The organism is Marivivens aquimaris, assembly GCF_015220045.1.
Lineage (GTDB): Bacteria > Pseudomonadota > Alphaproteobacteria > Rhodobacterales > Rhodobacteraceae > Marivivens > Marivivens aquimaris.
Window position 1 is genome coordinate 2,134,473 of record NZ_JADBGB010000001.1, and the last position, 24,530, is coordinate 2,159,002.

Below are 24,530 nucleotides of genomic sequence, written 5' to 3' on the forward strand. Positions count from 1 at the left end.
AAAGGGGACGTGCATGGGATTTCCGGGCGTATGGATGACCGAGAGCGAGAGCATGGTGTACCGTGTGGTGCCCAAATGTGCATGTTCGAGCATCGGCCAGATCATGTTCTATTCGGACCACGGCCGCTTTTTCGATGGCGACATCCATGATTCCACCTCGGGTCTGCACAAGTGGTCTCAAGACGAGAGTCAGGCGCCCATCACGGAGAACGTGAAGTCCCACAAAAGCTATGCCTACAGCTGCGTGCGCAATCCCTACACGCGCATCCTGTCGTCTTTCTTTGACAAGATCGCGGGCATCCAGCGCAACGGTCGCCGGTATCGCGGCAACCTTGTGCCGCAACTGACGCAGAAGTACGGCATTCAGGTCGGCTCGCCCGAGGACAACTTCGACTTCGACCAGATCCAGTCGTTCCGCCGCTTCCTGCTGTTCGCGCGCGACACCATCCGTTTCAAGCGCCCCATGGACCCCGATATCCACTGGTCGGCCATGTCGGGCCACATCGCCACGTTCATCGTGAACGGCGGGCGCTACGATAACATCTTCTGGACCGAGAAATTCAACGAAGGAATGCAGAGCGTCCTCGACAACATCGAAACGCCGCATCCCATCGACCTGAACAACATCCCGCGCTTCAACGAAAGCGAAGGCCACGGACCCAAGCGTCTGCATCCGGTCGAGGATTACTTCGACGATCTTTCGATGCATCTGGTCTACGAAATCTACAAGAAGGACTTCCAGCTCTTCAAATACGATTTCGAAAACCCGTCGAACAAGATGCCGATCGGAGAGATCGACCTCGACGAGGTTCATGCCAAACTGGGCGACTAACGAAAAAGCCGGCGTCTCCGCCGGCTTTTCTGTTTAGAGGTTGTTCTCGGCGAAAAGCGCCTTGAGGTCCGTTTCGGCACGCGGCCCGACCTGACGGATCACCTGCCCCGCCACGAGGCAGCCCATACGTCCGCAGGTCTCCATGTCGCGGCCAGTGACCATGCCATAGATGAAGCCAGCGGCGAAACCGTCGCCCGCGCCCGTCGCATCCACAGGCACGATCTTTTCGACGGGCACGTCGGTGCGTTCGCCGTTTGCAATGATGGTCACACCGTCGCCAGAACGGGTGCAGGCCACCAGCGGGCAAATCTCGGCGGTTTTCTTCAGGGCTTCTTCCAGATCGTCGGTTTCGAACAGCGACTTGATCTCGTCTTCGTTGCCGATGACGTAGTCGAGTTCGTTTTCGATCAGGCTCAGGAAGTCGGCGCGGTGACGCTCGACGCAGAACGGATCGGAAATCGCGATACCTGCCTTGCCGCCGTTTCCGCTACAGGCGCGGGCCATCGCGGTGAAAGCTTCCTTACCCTTGTCCTTGTCGAACAGGTAACCTTCGAGGAACACGGCCTCGGAGTCCGCAGCCACGGCTAGATCGACGTCCTCGGTGCCCAGTTCGGCCGAAACGCCGAGGTAGGTGTTCATCGAACGCTCGCCATCGGGCGAGACGAAGATCATCGAACGAGAGGTCGGCAGCTCAGCGCCAGCCACCGGCGGGTTCACGAAAGCGGTGCCCACCTTCTCCATCGCGTCGGCGTAGAAACGGCCAAGCGCATCGTCACGCACGCGGCCCACGAACGCGGTGCGCGCACCCAGCGCGCCCAGACCTGCCAGCGTGTTGGCGACCGAACCACCAGCGGCCTGCTTGCGGTCTTCCATCGACGCATAGAGCAGTTCGGCACGTTCGCGCTCGACCAGCTGCATGATGCCTTTTTCGATGTCCATCAGCTCCAGAAAGCTGTCGTCAGCATGGGCGATAACATCGACGATGGCGTTGCCGATGCCGACAACCTGATACTTCTTCATAGGTTCTTGTCCTCGAATTGACACAAGTCGCGGATCAGACAGGCCGCGCATTTGGGTTTACGGGCGACGCACGTATACCGTCCGTGCAGAATTAGCCAGTGGTGAGCGTGCTGCTGGAAATGTGCGGGGATGTGGTCTTCGATCGCGCGCTCGACTGCGTCCACGTTTTTGCCCACCGCGATTCCCGTGCGATTGCCGACGCGAAAGATATGCGTGTCCACCGCCTGCGCGGGGTGCTTGAACCACATATTCAGCACCACGTTCGCTGTCTTCCGTCCCACCCCAGGCAGCGATTGCAGTGCCGCGCGGCTGGCAGGAACCTGTCCGCCGTATTCATCAACGAGGATGCGGGACAATTTAATGACGTTCTTGGCCTTCTGGCGGAACAGCCCGATGGTCTTGATGTGCTCGGTCACGCCCTCTTCGCCGAGGTCGAGCATCTTCTGCGGCGTATCGGCAATCTTGAACAGCTCGCGCGTCGCCTTGTTCACGCCCGCGTCCGTCGCTTGGGCCGACAAAGCCACCGCAACGACCAGCGTGAACGCGTTCACATGCTCCAGCTCCCCCTTCGGTTCGGCTTCCGCCGCTTCGAAGCGAGAAAAAATTTCGTTGATCGTGTGATAATCGAGCTGCTTGACCATGGGGTGAGGTATGCCCGTACCTGCCTGATCAGGCAAGGAAAGATGCCCGCGAAGCGCGGAAGGCACCGCTGTTATCGGATATCTGCTTTGCACCAAAGTATGGACTATCTGCCAGAATGGCGGAACTTTGCCGCCTTTCATCTCGTTATTGGATATCAGAAGCGCTTGCCGCATGAATACCGCAGCAACGCGCTGACATGCGCAAAACAAAACGGATTTTATACTATGATTCTCGCTCGTTCCTCGCTCGCCCTCGCAGCAGCCGCAGTGATCGGTCTCTCGGCCTGTACCGAAATGACCTCGCCGGACAACCCGAACCGTAACGCTCAGACCGGCGCTCTCGTAGGTGCAGGCATCGGCGCTCTCATCGGTTCGAAGCAGGGCGACAGCGCTCGCGAAAACACCCGTAACGCCGTTCTGGGCGCAGCTGTCGGCGCTGGCCTCGGTGCGGTCGGCGGTGCTGCTCTGGACCGTCAGGAAGCAGAACTGCGTCAGCAGCTCGGCAACAACGTTGGCCTCGTGAACACCGGCAGCCAGCTGGTCGTCACCATGCCGCAGGACATCCTGTTCGCAACCGACAGCGCTTCGCTGACCGGCGCGCTCCAGGGCGACCTCTACACCGTTGCTCGTTCGATCAACAACTACCCGAACACCACCGTGAACGTCGTTGGCCACACCGACAACACCGGTAGTGCCGCTTACAACATGGACCTCTCGCAGCGCCGCGCTCAGGCCGTTTCGTCGGTTCTGATCAACGCTGGCGTCTCGGCTTCGCGTCTCAACGTCATCGGCCGCGGCGAAGACCAGCCGGTCGCAGACAACCTGACCGCAGCTGGCCGCGCTCAGAACCGTCGCGTAGAGATCGTCATCACGCCGAACGGCTAAGCGGATCTCCGATTAACGATCATTGGGGCTGCCTTCGGGCGGCCCCTTTTTTGTTGGATTGTGCGACAGGCGGCCTGGTCATATATTCTGACCAAACCGGAGACCATCATGCCGTTCGAGAAAATCACGCAGGAAAAGCTGTCACAGGAAGTCGTCCGTCAGGTCGAGGGCCTTATTCTGCGGGGCATCTTGCGTCCCGGCGAGCGTCTGCCCTCCGAACGTGAACTCTCCGACCGCCTCGGTGTGTCCCGCCCTTCCCTGCGCGAAGCCCTCTCTGACCTGCAAGAGCGCGGCCTGCTGGTCAGCAAAGCCGGTGCAGGTGTCTTCGTGGCCGATGTGCTGGGGTCCGCCTTTTCCAAGGCACTGGTGACGCTGTTCTCCACCCACGAAGAGGCCGTCTTCGACTACATCGCCTTCCGCCGCGATATGGAGGGGCTGGCTGCAGAGCGCGCCGCGCGTCTCGGCTCCGACACGGACCTCAAGGTCATCGACGCGATCTTCAAGAAGATGGAAGCCGCCCACCCCAAGCGCAACGCGACGGACGAAGCGCAGCTGGATGCCGATTTCCACCTCGCGATCATCGAGGCGAGCCACAACGTCATCATGCTCCACATGATGCGTTCCATGTACCAACTGCTGCGTGAGGGCGTGTTCTATAACCGCCAGATCATGTTCAAGCAGCGCACAACACGCAGCGAACTCCTTGAACAGCACCGCGCCATCAACGACGCTCTCCAGAAGCGTGACCCCGAAGGTGCACGCGCCGCTGTGGCCCAGCACCTCGATTTCGTGCAGCAGGCGCTTGAGGACCAGCAGAAGGCCGATCGCAACGAGGCCATCGCCCGCAAGCGCTACGAACACGAACTCAACCGCTGAAACGAAAAACGCCCCGCCTGATCTCTCAGGCAGGGCGCTTAAAAGCTTTAGAAGCGTTTAGTGCAGCTTGGCGTCAACAGTCTTGATCGAATCGTCGATCAGCTTGTTGGCCTCGGCGGCGGTCATCTGCTTGGCGATAACTTCGCGGGCAGCCTTGACAGCAACGTTGATTGCGCTGTCGCGCACTTCTTTCACTGCGGAAGCCTGAGCAGCGTTGATCTGCTCTTCAGCGGAAGCCAGACGGCGTGCAACCGACGTGGCGATATCCGCTTTGGCCTGCTCTGCAGCAGCTTCAGCTTCGGCTTTGGCATCGGCGACGATGCGGTCGGCCTGCTCTTGCACTTCTTTCTGCTTGCGCTCGTAAGAGGCCAGCAGGCTCTGTGCTTCCTCACGCAGTGCGCGGGCTTCTTCCAGTTCGGACTTGATGGTGTCCGCGCGGTTGTCGAGCATTTCGCCGACTTTACCCGGAACCTTCAGATAAACCAGAACGCCTACGAACAGCAGGAACGCCAGAAGCACGATGAAGTCCGTGTTGTGCAGCGAGTAGAACTCACCCGAGAACACGTTCTTCGTCGAAGCAAAAGCCGGCTGTGCAGTCACAGCGAGAACGGCGGGGATCAGGATCTTTTTCATGGTCCTCAGCCTTTCATCTGCTCTGCGACTTCTGCGTCGATGACAGCCTGGTCGGCAGTGCCACCCAGCGCAGCGACGATCGCACCGGCGGTATCCTTAGCCACCTCTTCGACGCTGGCGACGGCGTTGGCGCGGATTTCGTCAATGGCCTTCGCGCCTTCGGCGGTCTTGGCGGCAATGATTTCATCAGCCTTCGCAATCTCGACATCAAGATCCGATTGGATCTGAGCCTTGGTATCAGCGACGATACGGGCAGCTTCGGCGCGGGCATCAGCCAGAGCCTTGTTATAAGCAGCCTCGGCCTCGGTAGCTTTGAGTTTAAGCTCTTCGGCAGCGGCGATATCGTTAGTGATCGTACCGGACCGTTCAGCCAGAACCGCGGCGATGCGCGGCAGGGCGATACGGGACAGCACGAAGTAGATCACGACGAGCGTGACCAGAAGCCAGAAAATCTGGTTGGAATAGGTCGAAGGGTCCAGCTGCGGCATGGATGCGCCGCCGGCCTCGGCCCCGTGCGCCATATCTGCACCGTGCGCGGTAGCGACATCGGTAGCAGTGTGAGCGACTTCGGTATTAGTGTCTGCCATCTCGTCTTTCTCCGTCGGACCCTTTTGTGTCATCGGGGGCGCGGGCGTGCCCGCGCGCCCCGACCGTAAGGATGCGTCAGTAGATTAGACTGCGAACATCAGCAGCAGAGCAACCAGGAACGAGAAGATGCCCAGAGCTTCTGCGAATGCGAGGCCGATGAAGAGAGTTGCGGTCTGCGAAGCAGCAGCCGACGGGTTGCGCAGAGCGCCGCCCAGGTAGTTAGCAGCGACGTTACCAACGCCGATAGCAGCAAGGCCCGAACCGATTGCGCCGAGGCCGGCACCGATGAACTGACCGAGTTGTGCGATATTGCCTTCCATGATTTTCTCCTTACGATGGAATTGGCTTGATAGATATTCAGACCGTTGGCCGACTTAGTGAGCCGGGTGCAGGGCATCTTTCAGATAGATGCAGGTCAGAATGGTGAACACGTATGCCTGGATACCGGCTACGAGAACTTCCAGTCCGTAGACAGCAGCGATAGCGACAACCGAAACCGGAGCAACGGCGGCAATAGCTGCGAAGCCAGCGAACACTTTGATCATTGCGTGACCTGCGGTCAGGTTACCTGCAAGACGAATGGAGTGGCTGACGGGACGGACAAAGTACGAAATCACTTCGATGATCGCGATGACAGGGCGCAGCACCAGCGGGGCGTCCGACATCCAGAACAGGCCGAGGAAGCTCGCGCCGTTCTTGACGAAACCGATGATGGTGACGGCGATGAAAACGCCGAAGCCCAGAACTGCGGTCACTGCGATCTGTGCGGTCGGGGTGTACGACAGCGGCAGCAGACCGAGGAAGTTCGCGAAGAAGATGAACAGGAAGACGGTGAAGATGTAGGGGAAGTACTTCACACCGTCATGGCCGGTTACGTCTTCGACCATCTTGTAGATGAAGCCGTAGAACAGTTCTGCGATCGACTGCGTGCGGGTCGGGATGATCGCGCGCTTGCGGGTACCCATGACGAACAGCAGAACCACGCACAGAACGGCGATTGCCATCCACAGCGTCGAGTTCGTGATCGAGATGAAGTTTACCGGACCATCGCTGAACAGCGATTTTACTTCGAACTGATCGAGCGGGTGGAAAACCAGGCCGCCAGCTTCTTCACCGTGCACGTCGGTCGCCATGTCACTTTTCCCCATTTTTGCCGGACTGCTGATCCAGCATTTTCATCTGCAACTCTTTGGCCGAGCCGATCACGGTTTTCATACCGGCGGCAAAGCCAAAGAAAATAAAGATCACCAGGAATATGGGGGACGTGCCGAGGGCATAGTCCAACCCGAACCCGATGACGAAACCGATCAGAAGACCGGCAACTAATTCGGTGACCATCCGCCACGCGTGTTGCGCTTGGGAGTAGTCTTTCTTCATGTGGTTCTCGGTCGGGGCTTCCGCCTTGGCCTTATTGATCCGCTCTTCCAGCGAGCGCAGACGGTCTTGTTCGGTCTGGTTCGTCACAGTCGAGGGTCCCCATGAAGGTTGGCGCTTTGCTAAGTTGTTAGGCGCTCCGAGTCAATAAGCTACGGCCACCCTGCGACACCCCTTCATCACATTGATTTCGTTATCTTTTTCAAATCGGCGCTGGGGTAAAATTGTCCACAAGCGACGTGGACGGCGCTGCAACTGCATTGAATCCATATTCAACCGATTGGTTGACCTTTATCTACCGCACACCTTAATCACTTTTCATGGCCGCTTCGCTCGACACGATTTTCACCGCACTTGCCGATCCGACCCGCCGCACGATCCTCTCGATGCTGCTGGAAGACGATATGGCCGTGACCGATGTGGCGGAGCCGTTCCACGTCTCGCTCGCTGCGATTTCCAAACACCTATCAGTGCTCGCCGATGCCGGTCTGATCAGTCAGGAAAAGCGCGGCCGCGTGAAGTGGTGCAAACTGGAACCGGACGCCCTACGCGAAGCGAGCGTCTGGATGCAGTCGTTCGGGCAGTTCGACCAGCTGGACTTCGACAGTTTTGAACGGTTCCTCGTGTCCGAAGGCGTCAGTCCCGAAGAAGCAGAAGAAGCGCCAGAATAGTCAAACCGATCCCGCCGATGATCGCCAGAGGCGGCACGGATTGACCAAGCGCCAGTTCCCATCCCAGCACCCACGTCGGCGCGAGGTAGGTGTAGGCCATCACCTTGGCCGCAGGCAGGCGCAGCGAAGCGAACTGCAACAGCACCGCAGTCACCGCCGTCGCGAAAATCGACGTATATAATATAGTCACCCACACCAGAGGCGGCAGGCTTCCCCAGTCGGTTGCGCCGATCGCTCTCGCCCCGAAGAACGTCAGCACGACAGCCGCCGCCACGACGACGCCAAAAGTGAAGACCACGGCAGGCTCGCCGCGGTTCAGCTTGCGGACCAGCGGGGTATAAATGGCGTGAGCCACGCATCCCCAGAAATAGATGAACTCGCCCTTTCCGATCTGGAACCGCAGGAACGCGTCCCAGTCAGCGCGGAAAATCACCCACAGCGCCCCTGCCCCACCAATGGCCAGCGCCAGTGCGATGCGCGCGGTCATCATCTGCCGCAAGAGGATGTAACCCGCGATGGCCGAGATGATGGGGGTGAGGGTAAAGACTGCCGAAGCGCTTACCGGCTCTGCGGTCTTCAGGCCCTCGAACATAAGGACGAAGTAAAACGCAAAGATCCCGCCGAGCAGCAGGTAGCGCCACGTTCCCTTATAGTCGGAAGCCTTGAAAGTGCCCGTCCACCAGACCATGCCACCGACGATGCCGGCGCCGATCCAGAAGCGGAGCGCGTTGAGGGCCATGGGAGCAATATCGTTTGCCACCATGGCGCCCAATGAAAAGCTCCCGGCGACGAGCGCCGAGAACGTGAGCATTGCCAAGTGGCCCGCGAGTGACGGGCTCAGTTTTCCCAATTGCGCGACTCTTCTTTCAGGTACTTGAGGAAAGCTTGGACCTTGGGCGTGCGGTGGAGGTCGACGTGAGTGACCAGCCACAGACGGCTCGACCATTCATCACGCGGGTCCATAACGCATTCCACATCGGGCATGGTGCTCAGTTCGCACTTCGGCAGGAAGCCCAGACCCGCACCCGCCGCAATCGCGTCGCGCATCGAACGGTTATCCATCGTGCGGTAGGAAATGCGGTCGTGCGGCAAGTTCGCGGTCAGCCAACGGTGGAACGGCGCGCGGCCATCCATATCGTCGTGGCTGACGAAGTGGTGGTTAATGAGGTCCGCGTCGTCTTTCGGACGGCCGAACCTTTCGATGTAGGACTTCGATGCGACCAGACAGACCTTCTGTTCAAGGAACGGCTGCACCACGTTGTCGGGCTGGTCCGGCGGATTGCCCGCACGGATCGCAACATGGGCTTCACCGTATTCCAGACGGAACAGACGGTCGCCGGTCAGATAACGGACGCGCAGCTTCGGGTGCTGCGCTTGGAAACCGACGAGGATCGGCGTCAACATGGTCGAGAACGAGGCCAGCGAGGTGACGGTGAGGTCGCCATCCACCGCGTCGCCGCGTCCTTTGATGCGTCCCTGCAGCTGCTGGAACTGGTCATCGGTCATCTTTGCGACGTTCAGCAGGTCGGTGCCTGCTTCGGTCGGGGTGTATCCACGCGCATGGCGCTGGAAGAGCTTGACGCCGAGGCGTCCTTCGAGGGCATCAATATGCCGGATCACCGTAGCGTGGTGCACGCCTAATACTTCTGCGGCACCACTCACGGTTCCTAAACGCGCCACCTGATATGCGGTGCGCACTTCATCCCAATTTTGCATGAGTAAAACCTTAAATAGTCTGCGAGCTACTTTAGTGGGCACACTCAGGACTGCAAGACCGCACAACAGGCTATGTGTACCTTGACTCTAGGTGCGCACGCGCGTAGACGGCCAGCCAACTATCCCGGGAGCATGAGTCTTCCGGTCCCTTCCCTATATGGGGGGATCGCCGTCCACCAGCGCGTTGCGCCCGTGGGCGCGATTGTGGTTTGAGCGGTCGGCACCTATGTAGTCGTCCAACGATTGGTAACTGGTCTAGGAGGACCGTCGGCATGTTTGAAAATCTATCCGAACGCCTTGGCGGAGTCTTCGACCGTCTGACCAAGCAAGGCGCCCTGTCCGCCGACGACGTCAAGATTGCCCTGCGCGAAGTGCGCGTTGCCCTGCTTGAGGCCGACGTTTCGCTCCCCGTCGTGCGCAACTTCATCAAGTCGGTCGAAACCAAAGCTACCGGCTCTGCCGTCACCAAGTCGATCACTCCCGGCCAGCAGGTCGTCAAGATCGTCCACGACGAACTGATCCGCGTTCTGGCTGGCGAAGAAGACGCCGGCGCCCTGAAAATCGACACCCCGCCCGCTCCGATCCTGATGGTCGGTTTGCAGGGTTCGGGTAAGACCACCACGACCGCGAAGCTCGCCAAGCGCCTGAAAGAGCGCGAAGGCAAGCGCGTCCTCATGGCTTCGCTCGACGTCAACCGTCCGGCTGCGATGGAACAGCTCGCGATCCTCGGCACCCAGATTGGCGTGGATACCCTGCCGATCGTGAAGGGCGAAGATCCCGTTGCCATCGCCAAACGCGCCAAGACCCAAGCGTCGCTCGGTGGTTATGACGTCTATATGCTCGATACCGCGGGCCGTCTGCACATTGACGCAGAGCTGATCCAGCAGGCTGCCGACGTCCGCGACGTTGTGAAGCCGCGCGAAACGCTGCTCGTCGTCGACGGTCTGACCGGTCAGGACGCTGTGAACGTCGCAACTGAATTCGACGACAAGATCGGCGTTTCGGGCGTTGTCCTCACCCGTATGGACGGTGACGGACGCGGCGGTGCTGCGCTGTCGATGCGCGCGATCACCGGTAAGCCGATCCGTTTCGTCGGTCTCGGCGAAAAGATGGACGCGATCGAAACCTTCGAGGCCGAACGCGTCGCTGGCCGTATCCTCGGCATGGGTGACATCGTTGCCCTCGTCGAAAAGGCTCAGGCCACGCTGGAGGTCGAACAGGCCGAACGCATGATGAAGCGCTTCCAGAAGGGCCGCTTCAACATGAACGACCTGAAGATGCAGCTCGAACAGATGATCAAAATGGGCGGCATGGACAGCCTCGTCGGCATGATGCCCGGCATGGCCAAGCACGCTGGCAAGATCAAAGAAGCCGGCTTCGACGACATCATGCTGCGCCGCCAGATCGCTCTCATCAACTCGATGACCAAGAAGGAGCGCGCCAACCCCGACCTGATGCAGGCTAGCCGCAAAAAGCGCGTGGCCAAGGGTGCCGGTCTGGAAGTGTCGGAACTGAACAAGCTGCTCAAGCAGCAGAAGCAGATGGCCGAGATGATGAAGAAGATGGGCAAGATGGGCAAAGGCGGCGCGCTCCGTCAGGCCGTCAAACAGATGTTCGGCAAGGACGGTATGCCCGAAGGCGGTATGCCCGACATGAACGATCCCAAGGCGATGCAGCAGGCTGCAAAAGCTCTGGGTCAGCAGATCCCCGGCGGAATGGGCGGTCTGGGCGGCATGGGCCTGCCCGGCGGTCTGAGCGGCCTCGGCGGTCTGGGTAAGAAAAAGTAACCGATGACCGAAACCCTCGAAACCCAGCGCTTGATCCTGCGCAAACCCAAGGCGTCCGACCTTGACGCGGCGATGGCATTCTTTGCCTCGGACCGCTCGGTCGGCGTTGGCGGTCCGTTGCAGGAAGGTCAGGCGTGGCGCGGTTTCGCGGCTGAAATCGGTCACTGGGAAATCCACGGCTACGGCATGTGGGTCGTCACCCGCAAAGGCGACGACACCGCACTGGGCATGATCGGCCCGTGGTATCCGGCTGGCTGGCCGGAAAAAGAAATCGGCTGGATGATCTGGGACGAGAGCGTCGAGGGCACGGGCATTGCGACCGAAGCCGCGAAGGCGATCATCGACCACACTTGGTCCGTGCTGAAGTGGGACACGATCGTGAATTACATCGGCCCCGACAACAACCGTTCGATCGCTCTGGCTGAAAAGCTGGGTGCGAAGCGCGACCCGAATGCGGCCGTTCCGGATGGTAAAGATTGCCTTGTTTACCGTCACACAAAACCGGAGCACCTGTCATGAATCGTCCGTGGGAAGCAGATCCTCAGGGTCAGGCCGCCGTTGCGACCGACCGTATCGCAGGCTCGCTGCCGCGCATTGCGCTGGCACGTGTCACCCTGCGCGCGCCGTATATCTCGGACTTCGAGGACTACGCGAAAATCGTCTGCACCGAGCGCGGCCAGTACGTCGACGGCCCGATGAGCCGCGATGATGCATGGCTCGACTTCAACCAGCTGGTTGCCGGTTGGCTGCTGCGCGGCGCTGGTCTCTGGACCGTTGTGCGCAACGACGACATGAAGACCCTCGGCTTCGTCATGCTCGACCACGAGTTCGGCGATCCGGAACCGGAACTGGGCTTCCTCTTCCTCGAAGAGTTCGAAGGTCAGGGCTACGCACTCGAAGCTGCCCGCAGCGCCCGCAACAACGCCTACAATGCGCTGAGCTGGGAAACGCTGGTCAGCTACATCCACCCCGACAACGCCCGCGCCATCAAACTGGCCGAGCGTTTGGGTGCGGAACGTGACGAAAGCGCCGACTTCGGCGGCTGCATCGCCTACCGCTACCCCCGTGAAATCCCCGAGTAAGAGGACGCCATGACTGACGACGCCGTCGCCCGCGCAGCCGAGCTTCTGAAAGGCCACCGTGAAAGCATCGACCGCCTTGATGCCATTCTGGTTTTCACGCTCGCCGAACGCTTCAAGCACACGCAATCCGTGGGCAAGCTGAAGGCTGAAAACGACCTTCCGCCAAGCGACCCTGCACGCGAAGAAATGCAGATCGCACGGCTGACAGACCTTGCGGACAAGGCCGATCTAGACCCCGAGTTCGCTAAGAAATTCCTGAATTTCATCATTCAGGAAGTGATCCAACACCACAAACAACACCAATCCTGACGGCCTCGCCGTCACACTGCCATTCGATCAGGAGAAACATCATGGCTATCAAAATCCGTCTCGCACGCGGTGGTTCCAAAAAGCGCCCCCACTACGCAATCGTTGCTGCTGACTCGCGCATGCCGCGCGACGGCCGCTTCAAAGAGAAGCTGGGCACCTACAACCCGCTCCTCGCCAAGGATTCGGAAGACCGCGTAAAGCTCGACCTCGAGCGCGCTCAGTACTGGCTCGACCACGGCGCACAGCCGACCGACCGCGTTGCACGCTTCCTCGAAGCAGCTGGCGTTGTTGCTAAGAAAGAGCGCAACAACCCGAAGAAAGCTGTTCCGGGCAAAGCTGCTCAGGAGCGCGCTGCTGCTAAAGCCGCTAAGGCCGAAGAAGCCGCTGCTGGCGAAGAGTAATCTTCACGCCCGCTGCCCGGAGGGAAACCTCCGGGCAGTTTCTTTTTCGGCTTTTTCGCCGCGACCGTTCCCGCTACGGTCACCGCAAAGGAGCCGCACATGACCGGATTTGACGCTGACTTTCGCGATGAACTCTGGCGCCTGCTGCGGATGCGGCGCGACGTTCGCCACTTCCGCACCGACCCTGTAGATCCCGATGTTATCGATGATTGCCTGCGGAGCTTTTCGCTCGCGCCCTCCGTCGGCCTGTCCGAGCCGTGGCGCGTCGTGCGCGTCAATGATCCCGCCCGCCGTATCGCCGCGCGCGAAAATTTCCGCGCCGCCAACGCCGATGCACTCGCCGGATATTCGGGCGACGATGCCAAAATCTACGCCGGTCTGAAACTGTCCGGCATGGACGACGCCCCCGTGCAGATCGCTGTGTTCAGCGAAGACAACACGACCAAGGGCAAGGGCCTCGGCGCTGGCACCATGCCAGAGATGAAGGCCTATTCCTGCGTATCCGCCATCATGCAATTCTGGCTGCTACTGCGCGCCCACGGGATTGGCCTCGGTTGGGTATCGATCCTCGACCCCGAGCAACTGACCCGCGATCTGGATGTGCCTTCCCACTGGCGCTTGATAGGTTACTTCTGTATCGGCTACCCGCTCACCGAAGAGGAAAGCCCCGAGCTCGAACGGCTCGGTTGGGAAAAACGGCAGGATCTGCCCGCACTGCTGGAGAGATAACATGACACAGGATCGAGTTGTCGTCGGAGCCATCGGCGGCGCGTTCGGCGTCCGCGGCGAAGTGCGCCTGAAATCGTACTGCGCAGAGCCCGACGCGATTGCCGACTACACCCCGCTGTATACTGCGGATGGCCGCACCTTCCCGACGATCGTCGTGACCGGCGTCGCGCAAAACGCGCTGATCGTCCGCATGGATGGCGTCGTATCAAAAGAGGACGCGGACAAGCTTAAAGGCACGCAGGTCTTCGCGGATCGTGACAAGATGCCACCGCCCGCCGACGACGAATACTACTACGCCGACCTCATCGGCCTTCAGGTGTTCGATACCGGCGGCAACGACCTCGGCACCGTGAAAACCGTGATGAACCACGGCGCGACCGACCTCTTGGAAATCCATAAGGCGGGCTACAAATCGACCGTGCTGCTGCCCTTCACGCAGGCGGCCGTTCCGACCGTGGACATCGCCGCAGGCCGCATCGTCGCCGACCCGCCGGAGGGCCTGTTCCCCGATGAATAAGATGCCACGGATCCTGCTGCACCCCGGTTTCCACAAGACCGGCACCAGCTCGATCCAGCATTTTCTCTGGGTGAACCGCGAGAAGCTGGAACCGCACGTCCAGCTTCTCATGCTCCGTCATCTCAAACCCGTCACCTCGCTGGTCCATAATTTCTCGCGCACCGGCAATCCGCTTGTGCTGCTGGACCTTAGCGAGCGGCTCGACACTCTGCTGTCGCAGCTTCCCTTCGATGGCCGCGATATTCTGGTCTCGTGCGAGGCGCTCTGCGGCCACCTTCCTGGCTGGCCGAATGTCGACACTTACGCCGCCGCGCCTGTCACCGTCTCCTATGTCGCCAACTATCTGGCCGAGCATTTCGGTGCGATCGAAACGAAGGTGGTGCTCACCACCCGCGAGCGGTCGTCGTGGCTGTTCTCGGCCTATCGCCATCACCTCAAAGGCCACCGGCTGCGGATGGACTTCGACGAATTCGCCGCCGCATATAGCCCTGCCGCCGACTTCGCGCCGATTGTCGACGCGCTTCGCTCCGAACTGGGCGATGTCGTCACGACGCTTCCGCTGGAGGACACGAAGTGCCACGCTCTCGGCCCCGGTGGTGCACTGCTGGACGCGTTCGGTATCGACCCGAGCGGCTTTACCCCCGTCGGCAAAGGCAACACCGGCCCCAACGAGGCACTCTGGCGCGAGTTCCTGACCATCAACCGCTCCGGCCTCTCCGACGAGGAGGTCATCGCGGCCAAAGATGCCCTCGCCGATGAAACCCAACTTGGCGGGTGGCGCACGGCCTGAGTTCCCTTCGTCCCCGCTTTGCCGTATGAGCCAGCCATGACCGAAGATACGTCCAACAAATCGAACGGCCGCCGCGTGATGCGGCCCACGCTGAAACCCCGCGATCTGCTCACCGAGCAGCCGGAGTGGCACGGCGTCTGGACCGCGCAGATCATCACCCTCCTCCCCGATGCGTTTCCGGGGATGCTGGGGCAAAGCCTCACGGGCAAGGCGCTGCGCGAAAACCTCTGGGCGCTGCGGACGATCAACCTGCGCGACTTCGGCATCGGCAAACACAAGAACGTCGACGACACCCCTGCGGGCGGCGGCGCGGGCATGGTCCTGCGGGCCGATGTGCTCGACGAGGCGATCCAGACCGCGGGCAGCACCGCGCGCGGCAACATGCCCCTGATCTACCTCTCGCCTCGCGGCAAACGGTTCGATCAGGCGATGGCGCGCGAGTGGGCATCCTACGACGGCGTCACCCTGCTCTGCGGCCGTTTTGAAGGTGTCGACCAGCGCGTGCTCGACGCCTACCGCATTCAGGAAGTCTCGCTCGGCGATTTCGTCATGACCGGCGGAGAACTTGCTGCCCAAGCCATGCTCGACGCCACCATTCGCCTCCTGCCGGGCGTGTTGGGCAATGCCGAAAGCATCGAGGAAGAAAGCCACTCCAACGGCCTCCTCGAACACCCCCAATACACCCGCCCCGCCGAATGGCGCGGTCGCACCATCCCCGAAGTGCTCATGTCAGGCCATCACGGCAACATCGAAAAATGGCGCCGCGAACAGGCCGAAGAGATCACGAAGGACAGACGGCCGGACATGTGGGAGAAGTTTGGGGGCTCTTAATTACGTCCCAAAGGTCCAAAACCAAGAACAAATAATGATTAGAACCCAACTAGTGCCTAACAGGAGCAAAGTTGCTACCGGAACAACGACAAACCAAGTTCTCAACCGGCCATGGCGCTCAATTATATCATCTAGAACATTGATGAATGATAGGGCTGTCCACAACAAGGCTGCAACAGCAAACCACACCTGATCGAGCTGGAGTACTAACGCAATCCACGACATTATAGCAGAGACAACACTCGCGAACTTCGTAATGCAATCGATCCGCTTTTTTGAGAGATCTTTGCTGACAAATTTCCAGATTTTTCTAAACACTTCTTCCCCGAGATTAGTTGTTGCCGATGTATAGTCACAACGAGGGGACATATAGTTAAGCAATCTAAAAAATCACAACCCATAGATGTAGATAAATTTTGTTTTAATGTGGTCCCATTTGAATTTGGCTTCCTGTTGCCAGGCCACCCGCTTCGCGCAAGCTCTCGCCTTAGTTGATATTCTTGGGTCAACACTCCTCGACAACAGTTGATTTTTGCGAAACTCCAAACTGAAATTGCCCCCTCTTCGTATAGCCAGTGAGCGGTCCGCATAGTTTTGCGCGCGCCGCTCGCCAAAGTGGTTATCAATGGTTTGGTGCATTGATGAAGGAGCCGCGAAGATGAAGAGAAGCGTTCTGTCGCTTGCGTTGATCGCGCTGTCCGTTCCGGTGAGTGCTCAGGTGGTCGAGTGCCGCGCGATCCCTGCGGACAAGGACACGGATCTGCTCGAGTCCATCATCCGGATCTACACCTTCGAAGAAGAAACGCACTCGATCTTTGTCGAGGCCCCGACCAACTGGGGCGACACGCTGCCCTATCTCTTCGACTGCTCGGACACCTGCGATATGCTGCTCGTCTATGACGAGGAATACGAGTATTCCATCGACGTGACCTACGGGACTGTCTGGCCGCGCCTCGCGGTGATGGAAACCGTCTCGACGATTGATGACTTCGAGATGATCGACACCTTTATATTAAAGGACTGCCGCTGACCGGCGGCCCTTGCCCCCCGCCTCCCTTTGGCCTATACGCGCGACTGTCTAGGGGATCCGTGATTCCGCTAGGCCCGTTTTGTATTGCCGCATCCCTTTTTCTTCGAGGGGACAAGGGCGGACAAGGTGGCACCAAGTAAAGTCGCACTGAACTCTGGCGGGCGCTCCCGAATGGGAAACCAGCGGACCCGGTTGAAGGCCAAGAGCTCTGAGGGCGCAAGCAACCTTTGTGGAATAACCACAAGCAGATAGGAGCATCAGATGAATCTGATCGCACAGATCGAGGCTGAACAAATCGCCTCGCTCGGGAAGGAAATTCCCGATTTCAAAGCCGGTGACACCATTCGCGTCGGCTACAAGGTGACCGAAGGCTCGCGTACCCGCGTACAGATGTACGAAGGCGTATGCATCAGCCGCAAGAACGGCAAAGGCATTGCCGGCTCGTTCACCGTTCGCAAAATCTCGTTCGGCGAAGGCGTGGAGCGTGTGTTCCCGCTGTTCTCGACCAACATCGACAGCATCGAAGTTGTACGTCGCGGTAAAGTCCGCCGCAGCAAGCTGTACTACCTCCGTACCCGCCGCGGTAAGTCGGCTCGTATCGCTGAGGTCACCAACTACAAGCCGCTGGCTGAGAAGTAAGGATAGCTCGAGATGCGTAAAGATATTCACCCCGAATACCACTTCATCGACGTTAAACTGGTCGACGGCACCATCGTAAAGATGCGCTCGACCTGGGGCAAAGAAGGCGACCAGATGTCGCTCGACGTCGACCCTTCGGTACACCCGGCATGGACCGGCGGCACCTCGCGCCTGATGGACACCGGTGGCCGTGTTTCGAAGTTCAAGAACAAGTACGCAGGTCTGGGCTTCTAATCCCTTTCCAAGCGGAAACAGAAAACGCCGTCCCTCGGGGCGGCGTTTTTCTTTGTGCGGTATGCTCTGCAAAAAGCAGGCGGGCGGATGCCGTTCCACGGGGTTAGGCACCCGGCCCACCCACAGTTGGGTTCGGCGTGTGTGAGACCGAACCATCCAGGTCAGCAACCATCCCGTCGCTGACCCGACCTCCTCCCCTCTTCCCTAGGGGACGGCGTGACCCGGCAAATGCGTCATGCGCTCCGCCATACACCGGGCCACACCATGCGACCTGTCGACTGGTCGCAACTTTCGCCGTGCGTTCCCTGCGCCGATCAATCGGTGGCAGGGTGTTGCGCGGCTGTAACTGTGTCGTGCAGAGAGCTAACGCGCGGCCAGCGCAATTCGATCAGGTTTTCTTTTGAAAAACGCAGGTGTGATCGCGGAAATGGCCGAGCTCCGCCGATCACCCGCAAAAGGGGTGGCGGATTGTTGCAACATGTCGGGAAAATCGTTCCGCGTCAGGGAACCGGATGACAGGTGCCGATTACGGCACCTGTCGCCAGTGTGGTCTTAGTTTGCCTTGCGGCGACGCGGCGACGCAGCGCCACCCTTCGATGCAGCGTTCGGGTTGCCACCAGCACGGCGCTGGGCCGGCTTGCCTGCACCGCCACCGCGATGCTGCGGTTTGCCGCCTTGCTTTGGTGCGCCACCGGCTTTCGGAGCGCCGCGACGCTGACCACCGCCACCGCCACCGCCACGCTTGTTGCGCTGCTGCGGCTCGGCTGCTTTTTCTTCACCCTTTTCCCACGGACGGCCCGAGGCAACGGGGATCTCGGTCTTGATGGTCTTCTGGATGTCGCGCAGATCGCCCATTTCGTCCGGTGCGCAGAACGCTACGGCCTTGCCGTCATTGCCCGCACGCGCGGTACGGCCGATGCGGTGAACGTACTGGTCCGGCACGTTCGGCAGTTCGTAGTTATAGACGTAGCGCACGTCCGGAATATCGATGCCGCGGGCAGCCACGTCGGTCGCGACCAGAACGCGGGTCTTACCTGCTTTGAAGTCGGCAATCGCGCGGTCACGCTGGCCTTGGCTCTTGTTGCCGTGGATCGCCGCAACGCCGAAGCCTTTGGCTTCCAGCGAACGTGCGAGCTTTTCCATGCCCCACTTGGTGCGGCCGAATACGAGCGCGCGGTCGTCGCGGTGCTGGTCCAGCAGCTCGACAAGCAGGTCGAACTTGGCGGCCTTGCCGACGTAGTGGATCGACTGCTCGATCTTGTCGGCAGTCTGACCCGGAGGATTCACCTGCACGCGCTGCGGCTTGTTGAGATAGCTCGACGCGATCTCTTCCATCTGCTTGGGCATGGTGGCCGAGAACAGCATGGTCTGACGGCCATGCGGTAGCAGGGTCGCAATGCGGCGCAGCTGGTGGATAAAGCCGAGGTCGAGCATCTGGTCCGCCTCATCAAGGACGAGGAACTCGGTCGCATCAAGACGCAGTGCATTACGGTCGATCAGGTCCAGCAGACGGCCCGGCGTTGCCACCAGCACAGACACGCCCTTTTCGAGCTTGCGCATCTGGCCAACGATACCCGCACCGCCAGTGACCAACGCCATTTTCAGGTGGGTGCCGGCACAGAACGTTTGCAGGTTCTCGAAAATCTGCTTCGCCAGTTCGCGGGTCGGGGCGAGGATCAGGGTCCGCACCACTTTGGATTCAACGCGGCGACCGTCTTTCATCATCGCGTGCAGGATCGGCAGACCGAACGCAGCGGTCTTACCCGTGCCGGTTTGCGCCAGACCCATCACGTCATGGCCTTCCATGGCGAGCGGGATCGCTTTTTCCTGGATCGGGGTCGGAGTGGTGATGCCGTTTTCGGCAAGGTTTTCCAGTAGACGGGCCTGAAGCCCGAATTCTTCAAAAGTCATAGAATATCTTTCTGCCCGCAACACACGGGCTCCCTCAGGACGCCGAAGCCATCCTACAGGTGGTGACGCAGACTCGCGATCTGGCCGCATGCCAGACTGCCGTTACGCCACGGCCCCCTGCGTGAATGTGGGTCCGAAGTTTTTGTGGTATCCCCTTGCGTCTGTCTTATCGACGCGCTGCTCACGCCACAGGTGACGGATACCGATAGGCGTCACATGCGGATTCATCAGACAAATGTCAAGTGAATGAAGATTAAGCACACTATCCGCTTTACCTTTTCCTCTCTTCCGCGTGATCGTATAACCGGAGCCAAGCAAACTACGCGGGGAATGAACGTGGCGCATATTATTGTTGTCGGGAACGAAAAAGGCGGTGCAGGCAAGTCGACGGTGTCGATGCACGTTGCAACCGCGCTGGCCCGCATGGGTCACTCTATCGGCGTTATCGACCTCGACCTGCGTCAGAAATCACTCGGCCGCTACCTGCTGAACCGCAAGGAATTCTGCGCGAGCGAAGGCATCGATCTCGCCACGCCGAACTACTACGAACTGCCGGAGGTCGATCAGGAAGCCCTCAAGCCCGGCGAGAACGCTTTCGACCAGCGCCTCTCTAACGCCGTGAGCAAGATGGAGTCCGAGAACGAATTCGTTCTGATCGACTGCCCCGGCTCGCACACCCGCCTGTCGCAGGTCGCCCACTCGCTCGCCGACACCCTGATCACCCCGCTCAACGACAGCTTCGTCGACTTCGACCTTCTCGCGCATATCGACAGCGACGGCGAGAATATCACCGGCCCCTCCGTCTATTCCGAAATGGTGTGGAGCGCCCGCCAGCTTCGCGCGCAGGCCGGTCTGAAGCCGATCGACTGGCTCGTCGTCCGCAACCGCATGGGTGCGCAGGCGATGGTCAACAAACAGAAGATGGAAAATGCGCTCGACAAACTGTCCCGCCGCATCGGTTTCCGCACCGCGCCGGGCTTCAATGAACGCGTTATCTTCCGCGAACTGTTCCCGCGCGGTCTGACCCTGCTCGACCTGCGCGATATCGGCGTCACCCAGCTGAATATCTCCAACGTCGCCGCCCGTCAGGAACTGCGCGATCTGGTGAAGGCTCTGGACCTGCCGGGCGTTACGCCGGACTTCTGATTATCGGCCTTCCAGCCGACCAGCCGATTGCAAACGGTGCTGCCAAAACGGGTGCATCCCGATGCGGCAGCGCCGTTTTTCGTGACAGGAGGCGCTTTGACGCGGGGCGCGAAATGGATAATCTCTCCCTCAAGGGGAGAGCCGCGTGACCAACACCATCGCAAATACCGACAGCCTCGCGGCGAACGTCTCGGACGAGGCGTGGGTCGACGTGCTCAAGGCGATGGACCAGACTTACAACGAACTGGTCGAATACCAGAGCCAGCTTGAGGAACGGAACGCAGAGCTCGATGAGATGCGCGGCTTCATGTCCTCGGTCATGGCTTCGGTTTCGGACGTTCTCATCGTCGTCAGCCGTGACGGGATGATCGAACAGGCCGCGGGGTCTTTTGCTGCCCAGCTTGGCCGCGATCCGGAGACGGTGACGGGACAATCGCTTGCCTCGATCACGGGCGAGGAAGCCTTCAGCACCCTCAGCACAGCGCTCAGCCAAGTCATCACGACCCGTCGCCCGATGAGGTTCGAGGTCGAACTCGATACTGCTGGCGGCGCTGAACCGTTCGACGTGTCACTCGCGCCCCGCCTCGGCGAACGCGGCAAATCGGTCGGCGCAGTGCTCATTGGCCGCCCCGTGGGCGAGCTGCGCCGCGCCTATTCGGAACTCGAAGAAAGCCATCAGGCGCTGCAAGAAGCGCAGAGCCACCTCGTCCGCAACGAAAAGCTGGCGTCCCTCGGTCGCCTCCTTGCGGGCGTCGCGCACGAACTGAACAACCCGATTTCCTTCGTCTACGCCAACACCCACGCGCTCGAAAAATACGTTGGCCGCTTCGTGACCTATTTCGAACAGGTGCAGGCCGGCGCGAGCCGTGACCAGTTGATCGCGCTACGCAAAGACCTCCGCCTCGACCGCGAACTGTCAAACATGCGCATGGCTATCGACGGCGCCCGCGACGGTGCCGAACGCGTCCGCGATATTGTCGAGGATCTGCGTCGCCTGTCCTCCGACGGCACCGGCGAAATGACCGACTTCGATCTGGTGGAAACCACCCGCGTCGCCACCCACTGGGTCGCGCGCGGCACCAAGAAAGAAGCCCCTATCCGCACCGAGGCCCCGCTCTCGCTCATCGCGCGCGGTCGAAACGGGCATATCCAGCAGGTCATTATGAACCTCGTCCAGAACGCGCTGGACGCCATCGAACCCGCCGAAAATCCCGAAGTCCTGATCCGCATCGGCGAAGACGGCGACATGGCCTTTATCGAAGTTGCCGACAACGGCGCGGGCATCACCGAAGAGATCGCGCAGTCGATCTTCGATCCCTTCTTCACCACCAAACCCGTGGGCAAAGGCACCGGCCTCGGCCTCTCGATTTCCCACAAAATCGCAGAGGAACACGGCGGCAGCCTCCGCCTCATCCCCTCGGACCAAGGCGCGACATTCCGGCTCTCGCTCCCGAAAGGCGGCGCATGAATATCCTCTGGCTTCAGGCATCCGGCTGCGGCGGGTGCACCATGTCCCTGCTCTGCGCGGAAAAGCCCGACCTGTTCGACACGCTAGGCGGCGCTGGCATCGAATTCCTCTGGCACCCTGCATTTTCCGAAGCGACGGGAGACGAGGCCCGCCGCCTGCTCGCCGCTGTGGAAAGCGGAAAGCAACCGCTCGACATCCTCTGCGTCGAAGGCGCCATCGCGCGCGGGCCCCGCGACACGGGCCGCTACCAGATGCTGTCGGGCACGGGCCGTTCGATGATGGACTGGGTGCAATCGCTCGCCCCCCTCGCCCGCCATGTCATCGCCGTGGGAAGCTGTGCGGCCTTCGGCGGCGTCACGACCGCTGGCGGCAACCCCTCCGACGCGGTCGGCCTGCAATTCGACGGCACGCACGAAGGCGGCATCCTCAGTGCCGATTTCCGCGACCCAACCGGCCTGCCCGTCATCAACATCTCCGGCTGTCCGATGCACCCCGACTGGGTGACGGAAACGCTGCTCATGCTGGCCGGAGACGCGCTGACGCCCGCCGACCTCGACAGCTACGCCCGCCCGAGGTTCTTTGCCGACCACCTCGTCCATCACGGCTGCACGAAGAACGAATTTTACGAATACAAAGCCTCCGCCCGCGAACTGAGCGAGATCGGCTGCATGATGGAGCACCTCGGCTGCATCGGCACGCAAGCCGTCGGCGACTGCAACATCCGCCCGTGGAACGGTTCGGGGTCGTGCACACGTGGCGGCTATCCGTGCATCGCCTGCACCGCGCCCGAATTCGAAGAACCGCGCCACACCTTTACCGAGACGCCGAAAATCGCGGGCATTCCCGTGGGTCTGCCGTCCGACATGCCCAAAGCGTGGTTCATGGCGCTCGCGTCCTTGTCCAAAGCCGCCACGCCCGACCGCATCGCCAAGAACGCGACAAGCGACCGCGTGGCCATCCCGCCGACCCTGAGAAAGCCCAAGACATGACGGATCGCAACCTGCTGGTCGGTCCTTTCAACCGCGTCGAAGGCGACCTCGAAATCCGTCTGGACGTGAAAGACGGCGCGGTCGCCGCCGCCTACACAAACTCGCCGCTGTTTCGCGGGTTCGAGATGATGATGCTCGGCAAAGACCCCCGCGATGCGCTGACGATCACGCCGCGCATTTGCGGCATCTGCTCGATCAGCCAGTCCGCCGCCGCAGCCTTCGCGCTCGCCGATGCGGCGGGGGCCGAGATGCCGCCGCAGGGAATGCTGGTCGCTGCGCTGCTCCATGCGGTCGAGAATATGAACGACCACATCACGCATTTTAACCTCTTTTTCATGCCGGACTTCGCCCGTCCGATCTATGCGGGCGAGCCATGGCACGACGAGGCCGTGAACCGTTTCACCGCCACCCAAGGCTCCGCCACCCGCGCCGCTGTCGCCGCCCGCGCCGAATTGTTCAACATCGTCGGGCTCTTGGGCGGCAAATGGCCCCACACCCTCGCCATCCAGCCCGCTGGCGTCACCAAATCGCCCAGCACCTCGGACAAGGTGCGCATCCAGACCACGCTGCGCAGCTTCCGCCGTTATCTTGAGAGCGAGCTTCTGGGCGGTAAGGTCGAAGATTTCGCAGCGATTTCGACCAAGGAACAGCTTCAGAATTGGACCGCCGGAGATGCAGGCCGCTTCCTCCGCATCGGGCAGGCCGTTGGCCTCGATGACATGGGCTTCGGTCCGGGGCGTTTCATGTCCTTCGGCGCCTACCCTCTCCCCGGCAAGCGGGCGTTCAAGGCGGGCGTCTGGGACGGCGGCCTAAAGCCGCTGGACACCGCTTCCATCACCGAAGACCTGTCTCACGCATGGATGATCGGCCCCGACGCCCATCCTACGGGCGGCCAGACCATGCCCGACGAGGACATGCGCGACGACGCATATAGCTGGTGTAAGGCCCCCCGCCTCGCGGGCCAGACGATCGAGACAGGCGCCCTCGCCCGCCAGATCGTCGATGGACATCCGCTGGCGCTCGCGCTGGCTGACCACCCCTCCGCTTGGGCGCGGGTCGCCGGACGACTGTTGGAGATTGCCCGCACGCAGATGCTACTCGAAGACCTCGCCGCCCAGATCGACCCGAAAGAGCGTTTCATGGGCCACCGGGACTTGCCGAAAAACGGCGAAGGCGCAGGCATGATCGAGGCCGCCCGAGGTGCGCTCGGTCACTGGACGCGGTTCGAGAACGGCAAGATCACCGGCTACCAGATCATCGCCCCGACCACGTGGAATTTCGGCCCGCGCGACCGTAATGGCGTGGCCGGTCCCGTCGAGGCGGCCTTGGTTGGCGCGCCGGTGCGGGACGGCGAGGAAACCCCGATTGCCGTGCAGCATATCGTGCGCAGTTTTGACCCCTGTATGGTCTGTACCGTCCACTGAAGCAGCG

30 protein-coding genes are annotated in these 24,530 nt (G+C 60.7%); 20 read left to right on the plus strand and 10 right to left on the minus strand.

What is annotated here, in order from left to right:
- Positions 1–13: 13 nt before the first annotated feature.
- Positions 14–832 (plus strand): sulfotransferase family protein, encoded by an 819-nt coding sequence (locus IF204_RS10550; protein ID WP_194096836.1) that lies wholly within the window; start codon positions 14–16, stop codon positions 830–832.
- Between the two features lie 33 nt (positions 833–865).
- On the opposite strand, the gene IF204_RS10555 is transcribed toward IF204_RS10550, so the two are convergent.
- Positions 866–1,852, minus strand: a complete 987-nt coding sequence (locus IF204_RS10555) for an adenosine kinase (protein WP_194096838.1) — start codon at positions 1,850–1,852, stop codon at positions 866–868.
- Positions 1,849–2,493, minus strand: a complete 645-nt coding sequence (gene nth, locus IF204_RS10560) for an endonuclease III (RefSeq protein ID WP_194098203.1) — start codon at positions 2,491–2,493, stop codon at positions 1,849–1,851. The genes IF204_RS10555 and nth overlap by 4 nt, the downstream gene beginning before the upstream one ends.
- Before the next feature lie 225 nt (positions 2,494–2,718).
- On the opposite strand from nth, the gene IF204_RS10565 reads away from it, so the two are divergent.
- Positions 2,719–3,378, plus strand: a complete 660-nt coding sequence (locus IF204_RS10565) for an OmpA family protein (protein ID WP_167635855.1) — start codon at positions 2,719–2,721, stop codon at positions 3,376–3,378.
- 108 nt (positions 3,379–3,486) lie between these two features.
- Positions 3,487–4,254, plus strand: a complete 768-nt coding sequence (locus tag IF204_RS10570; RefSeq protein WP_194096841.1) for a FadR/GntR family transcriptional regulator — start codon at positions 3,487–3,489, stop codon at positions 4,252–4,254.
- Positions 4,255–4,311: 57 nt separating this feature from the next.
- Here IF204_RS10570 and IF204_RS10575 read toward each other — a convergent pair whose 3' ends face one another.
- From IF204_RS10575 to IF204_RS10595, 5 genes are all read right to left on the minus strand, one after another.
- Complete coding sequence (locus IF204_RS10575; RefSeq protein ID WP_194096842.1) at positions 4,312–4,887, minus strand: F0F1 ATP synthase subunit B; 576 nt, start codon at positions 4,885–4,887, stop codon at positions 4,312–4,314.
- A gap of 5 nt (positions 4,888–4,892) precedes the next feature.
- Positions 4,893–5,474 carry a F0F1 ATP synthase subunit B' gene (locus IF204_RS10580; RefSeq protein ID WP_194096844.1) on the minus strand — a complete coding sequence of 194 codons (582 nt, stop codon included), beginning with the start codon at positions 5,472–5,474 and terminating at the stop codon, positions 4,893–4,895.
- 84 nt (positions 5,475–5,558) lie between these two features.
- Complete coding sequence (locus tag IF204_RS10585) at positions 5,559–5,795, minus strand: F0F1 ATP synthase subunit C (protein ID WP_167635851.1); 237 nt, start codon at positions 5,793–5,795, stop codon at positions 5,559–5,561.
- 54 nt (positions 5,796–5,849) lie between these two features.
- On the minus strand, positions 5,850–6,608 hold the full coding sequence (locus IF204_RS10590) for a F0F1 ATP synthase subunit A (protein ID WP_167635850.1): 759 nt from the start codon (positions 6,606–6,608) through the stop codon (positions 5,850–5,852).
- A gap of 1 nt (position 6,609) precedes the next feature.
- Positions 6,610–6,939: an AtpZ/AtpI family protein gene (locus tag IF204_RS10595; RefSeq protein ID WP_167635849.1), complete on the minus strand. Its 330-nt coding sequence runs from the start codon at positions 6,937–6,939 to the stop codon at positions 6,610–6,612.
- Between the two features lie 230 nt (positions 6,940–7,169).
- Here IF204_RS10595 and IF204_RS10600 point away from each other — a divergent pair, with 230 nt between their 5' ends.
- The gene (locus tag IF204_RS10600) at positions 7,170–7,520 is read left to right on the plus strand and encodes an ArsR/SmtB family transcription factor (RefSeq protein ID WP_194096846.1); all 351 of its coding nucleotides are present in this window, start codon (positions 7,170–7,172) and stop codon (positions 7,518–7,520) included.
- On the opposite strand, the gene IF204_RS10605 is transcribed toward IF204_RS10600, so the two are convergent.
- Positions 7,486–8,361 carry a DMT family transporter gene (locus IF204_RS10605; protein WP_194098204.1) on the minus strand — a complete coding sequence of 292 codons (876 nt, stop codon included), beginning with the start codon at positions 8,359–8,361 and terminating at the stop codon, positions 7,486–7,488. The two genes, IF204_RS10600 and IF204_RS10605, sit on opposite strands and share 35 nt — an antisense overlap.
- Entirely contained in the window at positions 8,358–9,236 is an 879-nt protein-coding gene (locus tag IF204_RS10610; RefSeq protein ID WP_194096848.1) for a LysR family transcriptional regulator, read from the minus strand. Before IF204_RS10610 ends, IF204_RS10605 begins: the two co-directional genes overlap by 4 nt.
- A 272-nt stretch (positions 9,237–9,508) precedes the next feature.
- Between IF204_RS10610 and ffh the strand changes: the two genes are divergently transcribed.
- From ffh to rpmE, 12 genes are all read left to right on the plus strand, one after another.
- Complete coding sequence (gene ffh, locus IF204_RS10615) at positions 9,509–11,023, plus strand: signal recognition particle protein (protein WP_194096850.1); 1,515 nt, start codon at positions 9,509–9,511, stop codon at positions 11,021–11,023.
- Between the two features lie 3 nt (positions 11,024–11,026).
- Positions 11,027–11,542, plus strand: a complete 516-nt coding sequence (locus IF204_RS10620) for a GNAT family N-acetyltransferase (RefSeq protein WP_194096852.1) — start codon at positions 11,027–11,029, stop codon at positions 11,540–11,542.
- On the plus strand, positions 11,539–12,105 hold the full coding sequence (locus IF204_RS10625; protein WP_194096854.1) for a GNAT family N-acetyltransferase: 567 nt from the start codon (positions 11,539–11,541) through the stop codon (positions 12,103–12,105). The genes IF204_RS10620 and IF204_RS10625 overlap by 4 nt, the downstream gene beginning before the upstream one ends.
- Positions 12,106–12,114: 9 nt before the next feature.
- Positions 12,115–12,414 (plus strand): chorismate mutase, encoded by a 300-nt coding sequence (locus IF204_RS10630; RefSeq protein ID WP_167635843.1) that lies wholly within the window; start codon positions 12,115–12,117, stop codon positions 12,412–12,414.
- Positions 12,415–12,455: 41 nt separating this feature from the next.
- The gene (gene rpsP, locus IF204_RS10635; RefSeq protein ID WP_167635842.1) at positions 12,456–12,815 is read left to right on the plus strand and encodes a 30S ribosomal protein S16; all 360 of its coding nucleotides are present in this window, start codon (positions 12,456–12,458) and stop codon (positions 12,813–12,815) included.
- Positions 12,816–12,914: 99 nt separating this feature from the next.
- Complete coding sequence (bluB, locus tag IF204_RS10640; protein WP_194096856.1) at positions 12,915–13,544, plus strand: 5,6-dimethylbenzimidazole synthase; 630 nt, start codon at positions 12,915–12,917, stop codon at positions 13,542–13,544.
- Position 13,545: 1 nt separating this feature from the next.
- Positions 13,546–14,061: a ribosome maturation factor RimM gene (rimM, locus tag IF204_RS10645; protein ID WP_167635840.1), complete on the plus strand. Its 516-nt coding sequence runs from the start codon at positions 13,546–13,548 to the stop codon at positions 14,059–14,061.
- A complete protein-coding gene (locus IF204_RS10650; RefSeq protein WP_194096858.1) occupies positions 14,054–14,851 on the plus strand; it encodes a hypothetical protein in 798 nt (265 codons plus the stop codon). The genes rimM and IF204_RS10650 overlap by 8 nt, the downstream gene beginning before the upstream one ends.
- A gap of 36 nt (positions 14,852–14,887) precedes the next feature.
- Positions 14,888–15,682, plus strand: a complete 795-nt coding sequence (gene trmD, locus IF204_RS10655; RefSeq protein ID WP_194096859.1) for a tRNA (guanosine(37)-N1)-methyltransferase TrmD — start codon at positions 14,888–14,890, stop codon at positions 15,680–15,682.
- Positions 15,683–16,340: 658 nt separating this feature from the next.
- Entirely contained in the window at positions 16,341–16,712 is a 372-nt protein-coding gene (locus IF204_RS10660) for a hypothetical protein (RefSeq protein ID WP_194096860.1), read from the plus strand.
- 261 nt (positions 16,713–16,973) lie between these two features.
- Entirely contained in the window at positions 16,974–17,351 is a 378-nt protein-coding gene (gene rplS / locus IF204_RS10665) for a 50S ribosomal protein L19 (RefSeq protein ID WP_167635835.1), read from the plus strand.
- Positions 17,352–17,363: 12 nt separating this feature from the next.
- Positions 17,364–17,585, plus strand: coding sequence for a 50S ribosomal protein L31 (gene rpmE, locus IF204_RS10670; RefSeq protein WP_194096861.1), 222 nt, complete (start codon positions 17,364–17,366; stop codon positions 17,583–17,585).
- Between the two features lie 552 nt (positions 17,586–18,137).
- On the opposite strand, the gene IF204_RS10675 is transcribed toward rpmE, so the two are convergent.
- Positions 18,138–19,496: a DEAD/DEAH box helicase gene (locus tag IF204_RS10675; protein WP_194096862.1), complete on the minus strand. Its 1,359-nt coding sequence runs from the start codon at positions 19,494–19,496 to the stop codon at positions 18,138–18,140.
- A gap of 336 nt (positions 19,497–19,832) precedes the next feature.
- Between IF204_RS10675 and IF204_RS10680 the strand changes: the two genes are divergently transcribed.
- The 4 genes from IF204_RS10680 (at position 19,833) to IF204_RS10695 (ending at position 24,523) form a co-directional block, all read left to right on the plus strand.
- Positions 19,833–20,642: a division plane positioning ATPase MipZ gene (locus IF204_RS10680; RefSeq protein WP_167635832.1), complete on the plus strand. Its 810-nt coding sequence runs from the start codon at positions 19,833–19,835 to the stop codon at positions 20,640–20,642.
- A gap of 145 nt (positions 20,643–20,787) precedes the next feature.
- A complete protein-coding gene (locus IF204_RS10685) occupies positions 20,788–22,110 on the plus strand; it encodes a sensor histidine kinase (RefSeq protein WP_322743279.1) in 1,323 nt (440 codons plus the stop codon).
- Positions 22,107–23,099 carry an NADH-quinone oxidoreductase subunit B family protein gene (locus IF204_RS10690; RefSeq protein WP_194096864.1) on the plus strand — a complete coding sequence of 331 codons (993 nt, stop codon included), beginning with the start codon at positions 22,107–22,109 and terminating at the stop codon, positions 23,097–23,099. The genes IF204_RS10685 and IF204_RS10690 overlap by 4 nt, the downstream gene beginning before the upstream one ends.
- Complete coding sequence (locus IF204_RS10695; protein WP_194096866.1) at positions 23,096–24,523, plus strand: nickel-dependent hydrogenase large subunit; 1,428 nt, start codon at positions 23,096–23,098, stop codon at positions 24,521–24,523. The genes IF204_RS10690 and IF204_RS10695 overlap by 4 nt, the downstream gene beginning before the upstream one ends.
- The last annotated feature ends 7 nt before the right edge of the window (positions 24,524–24,530 follow it).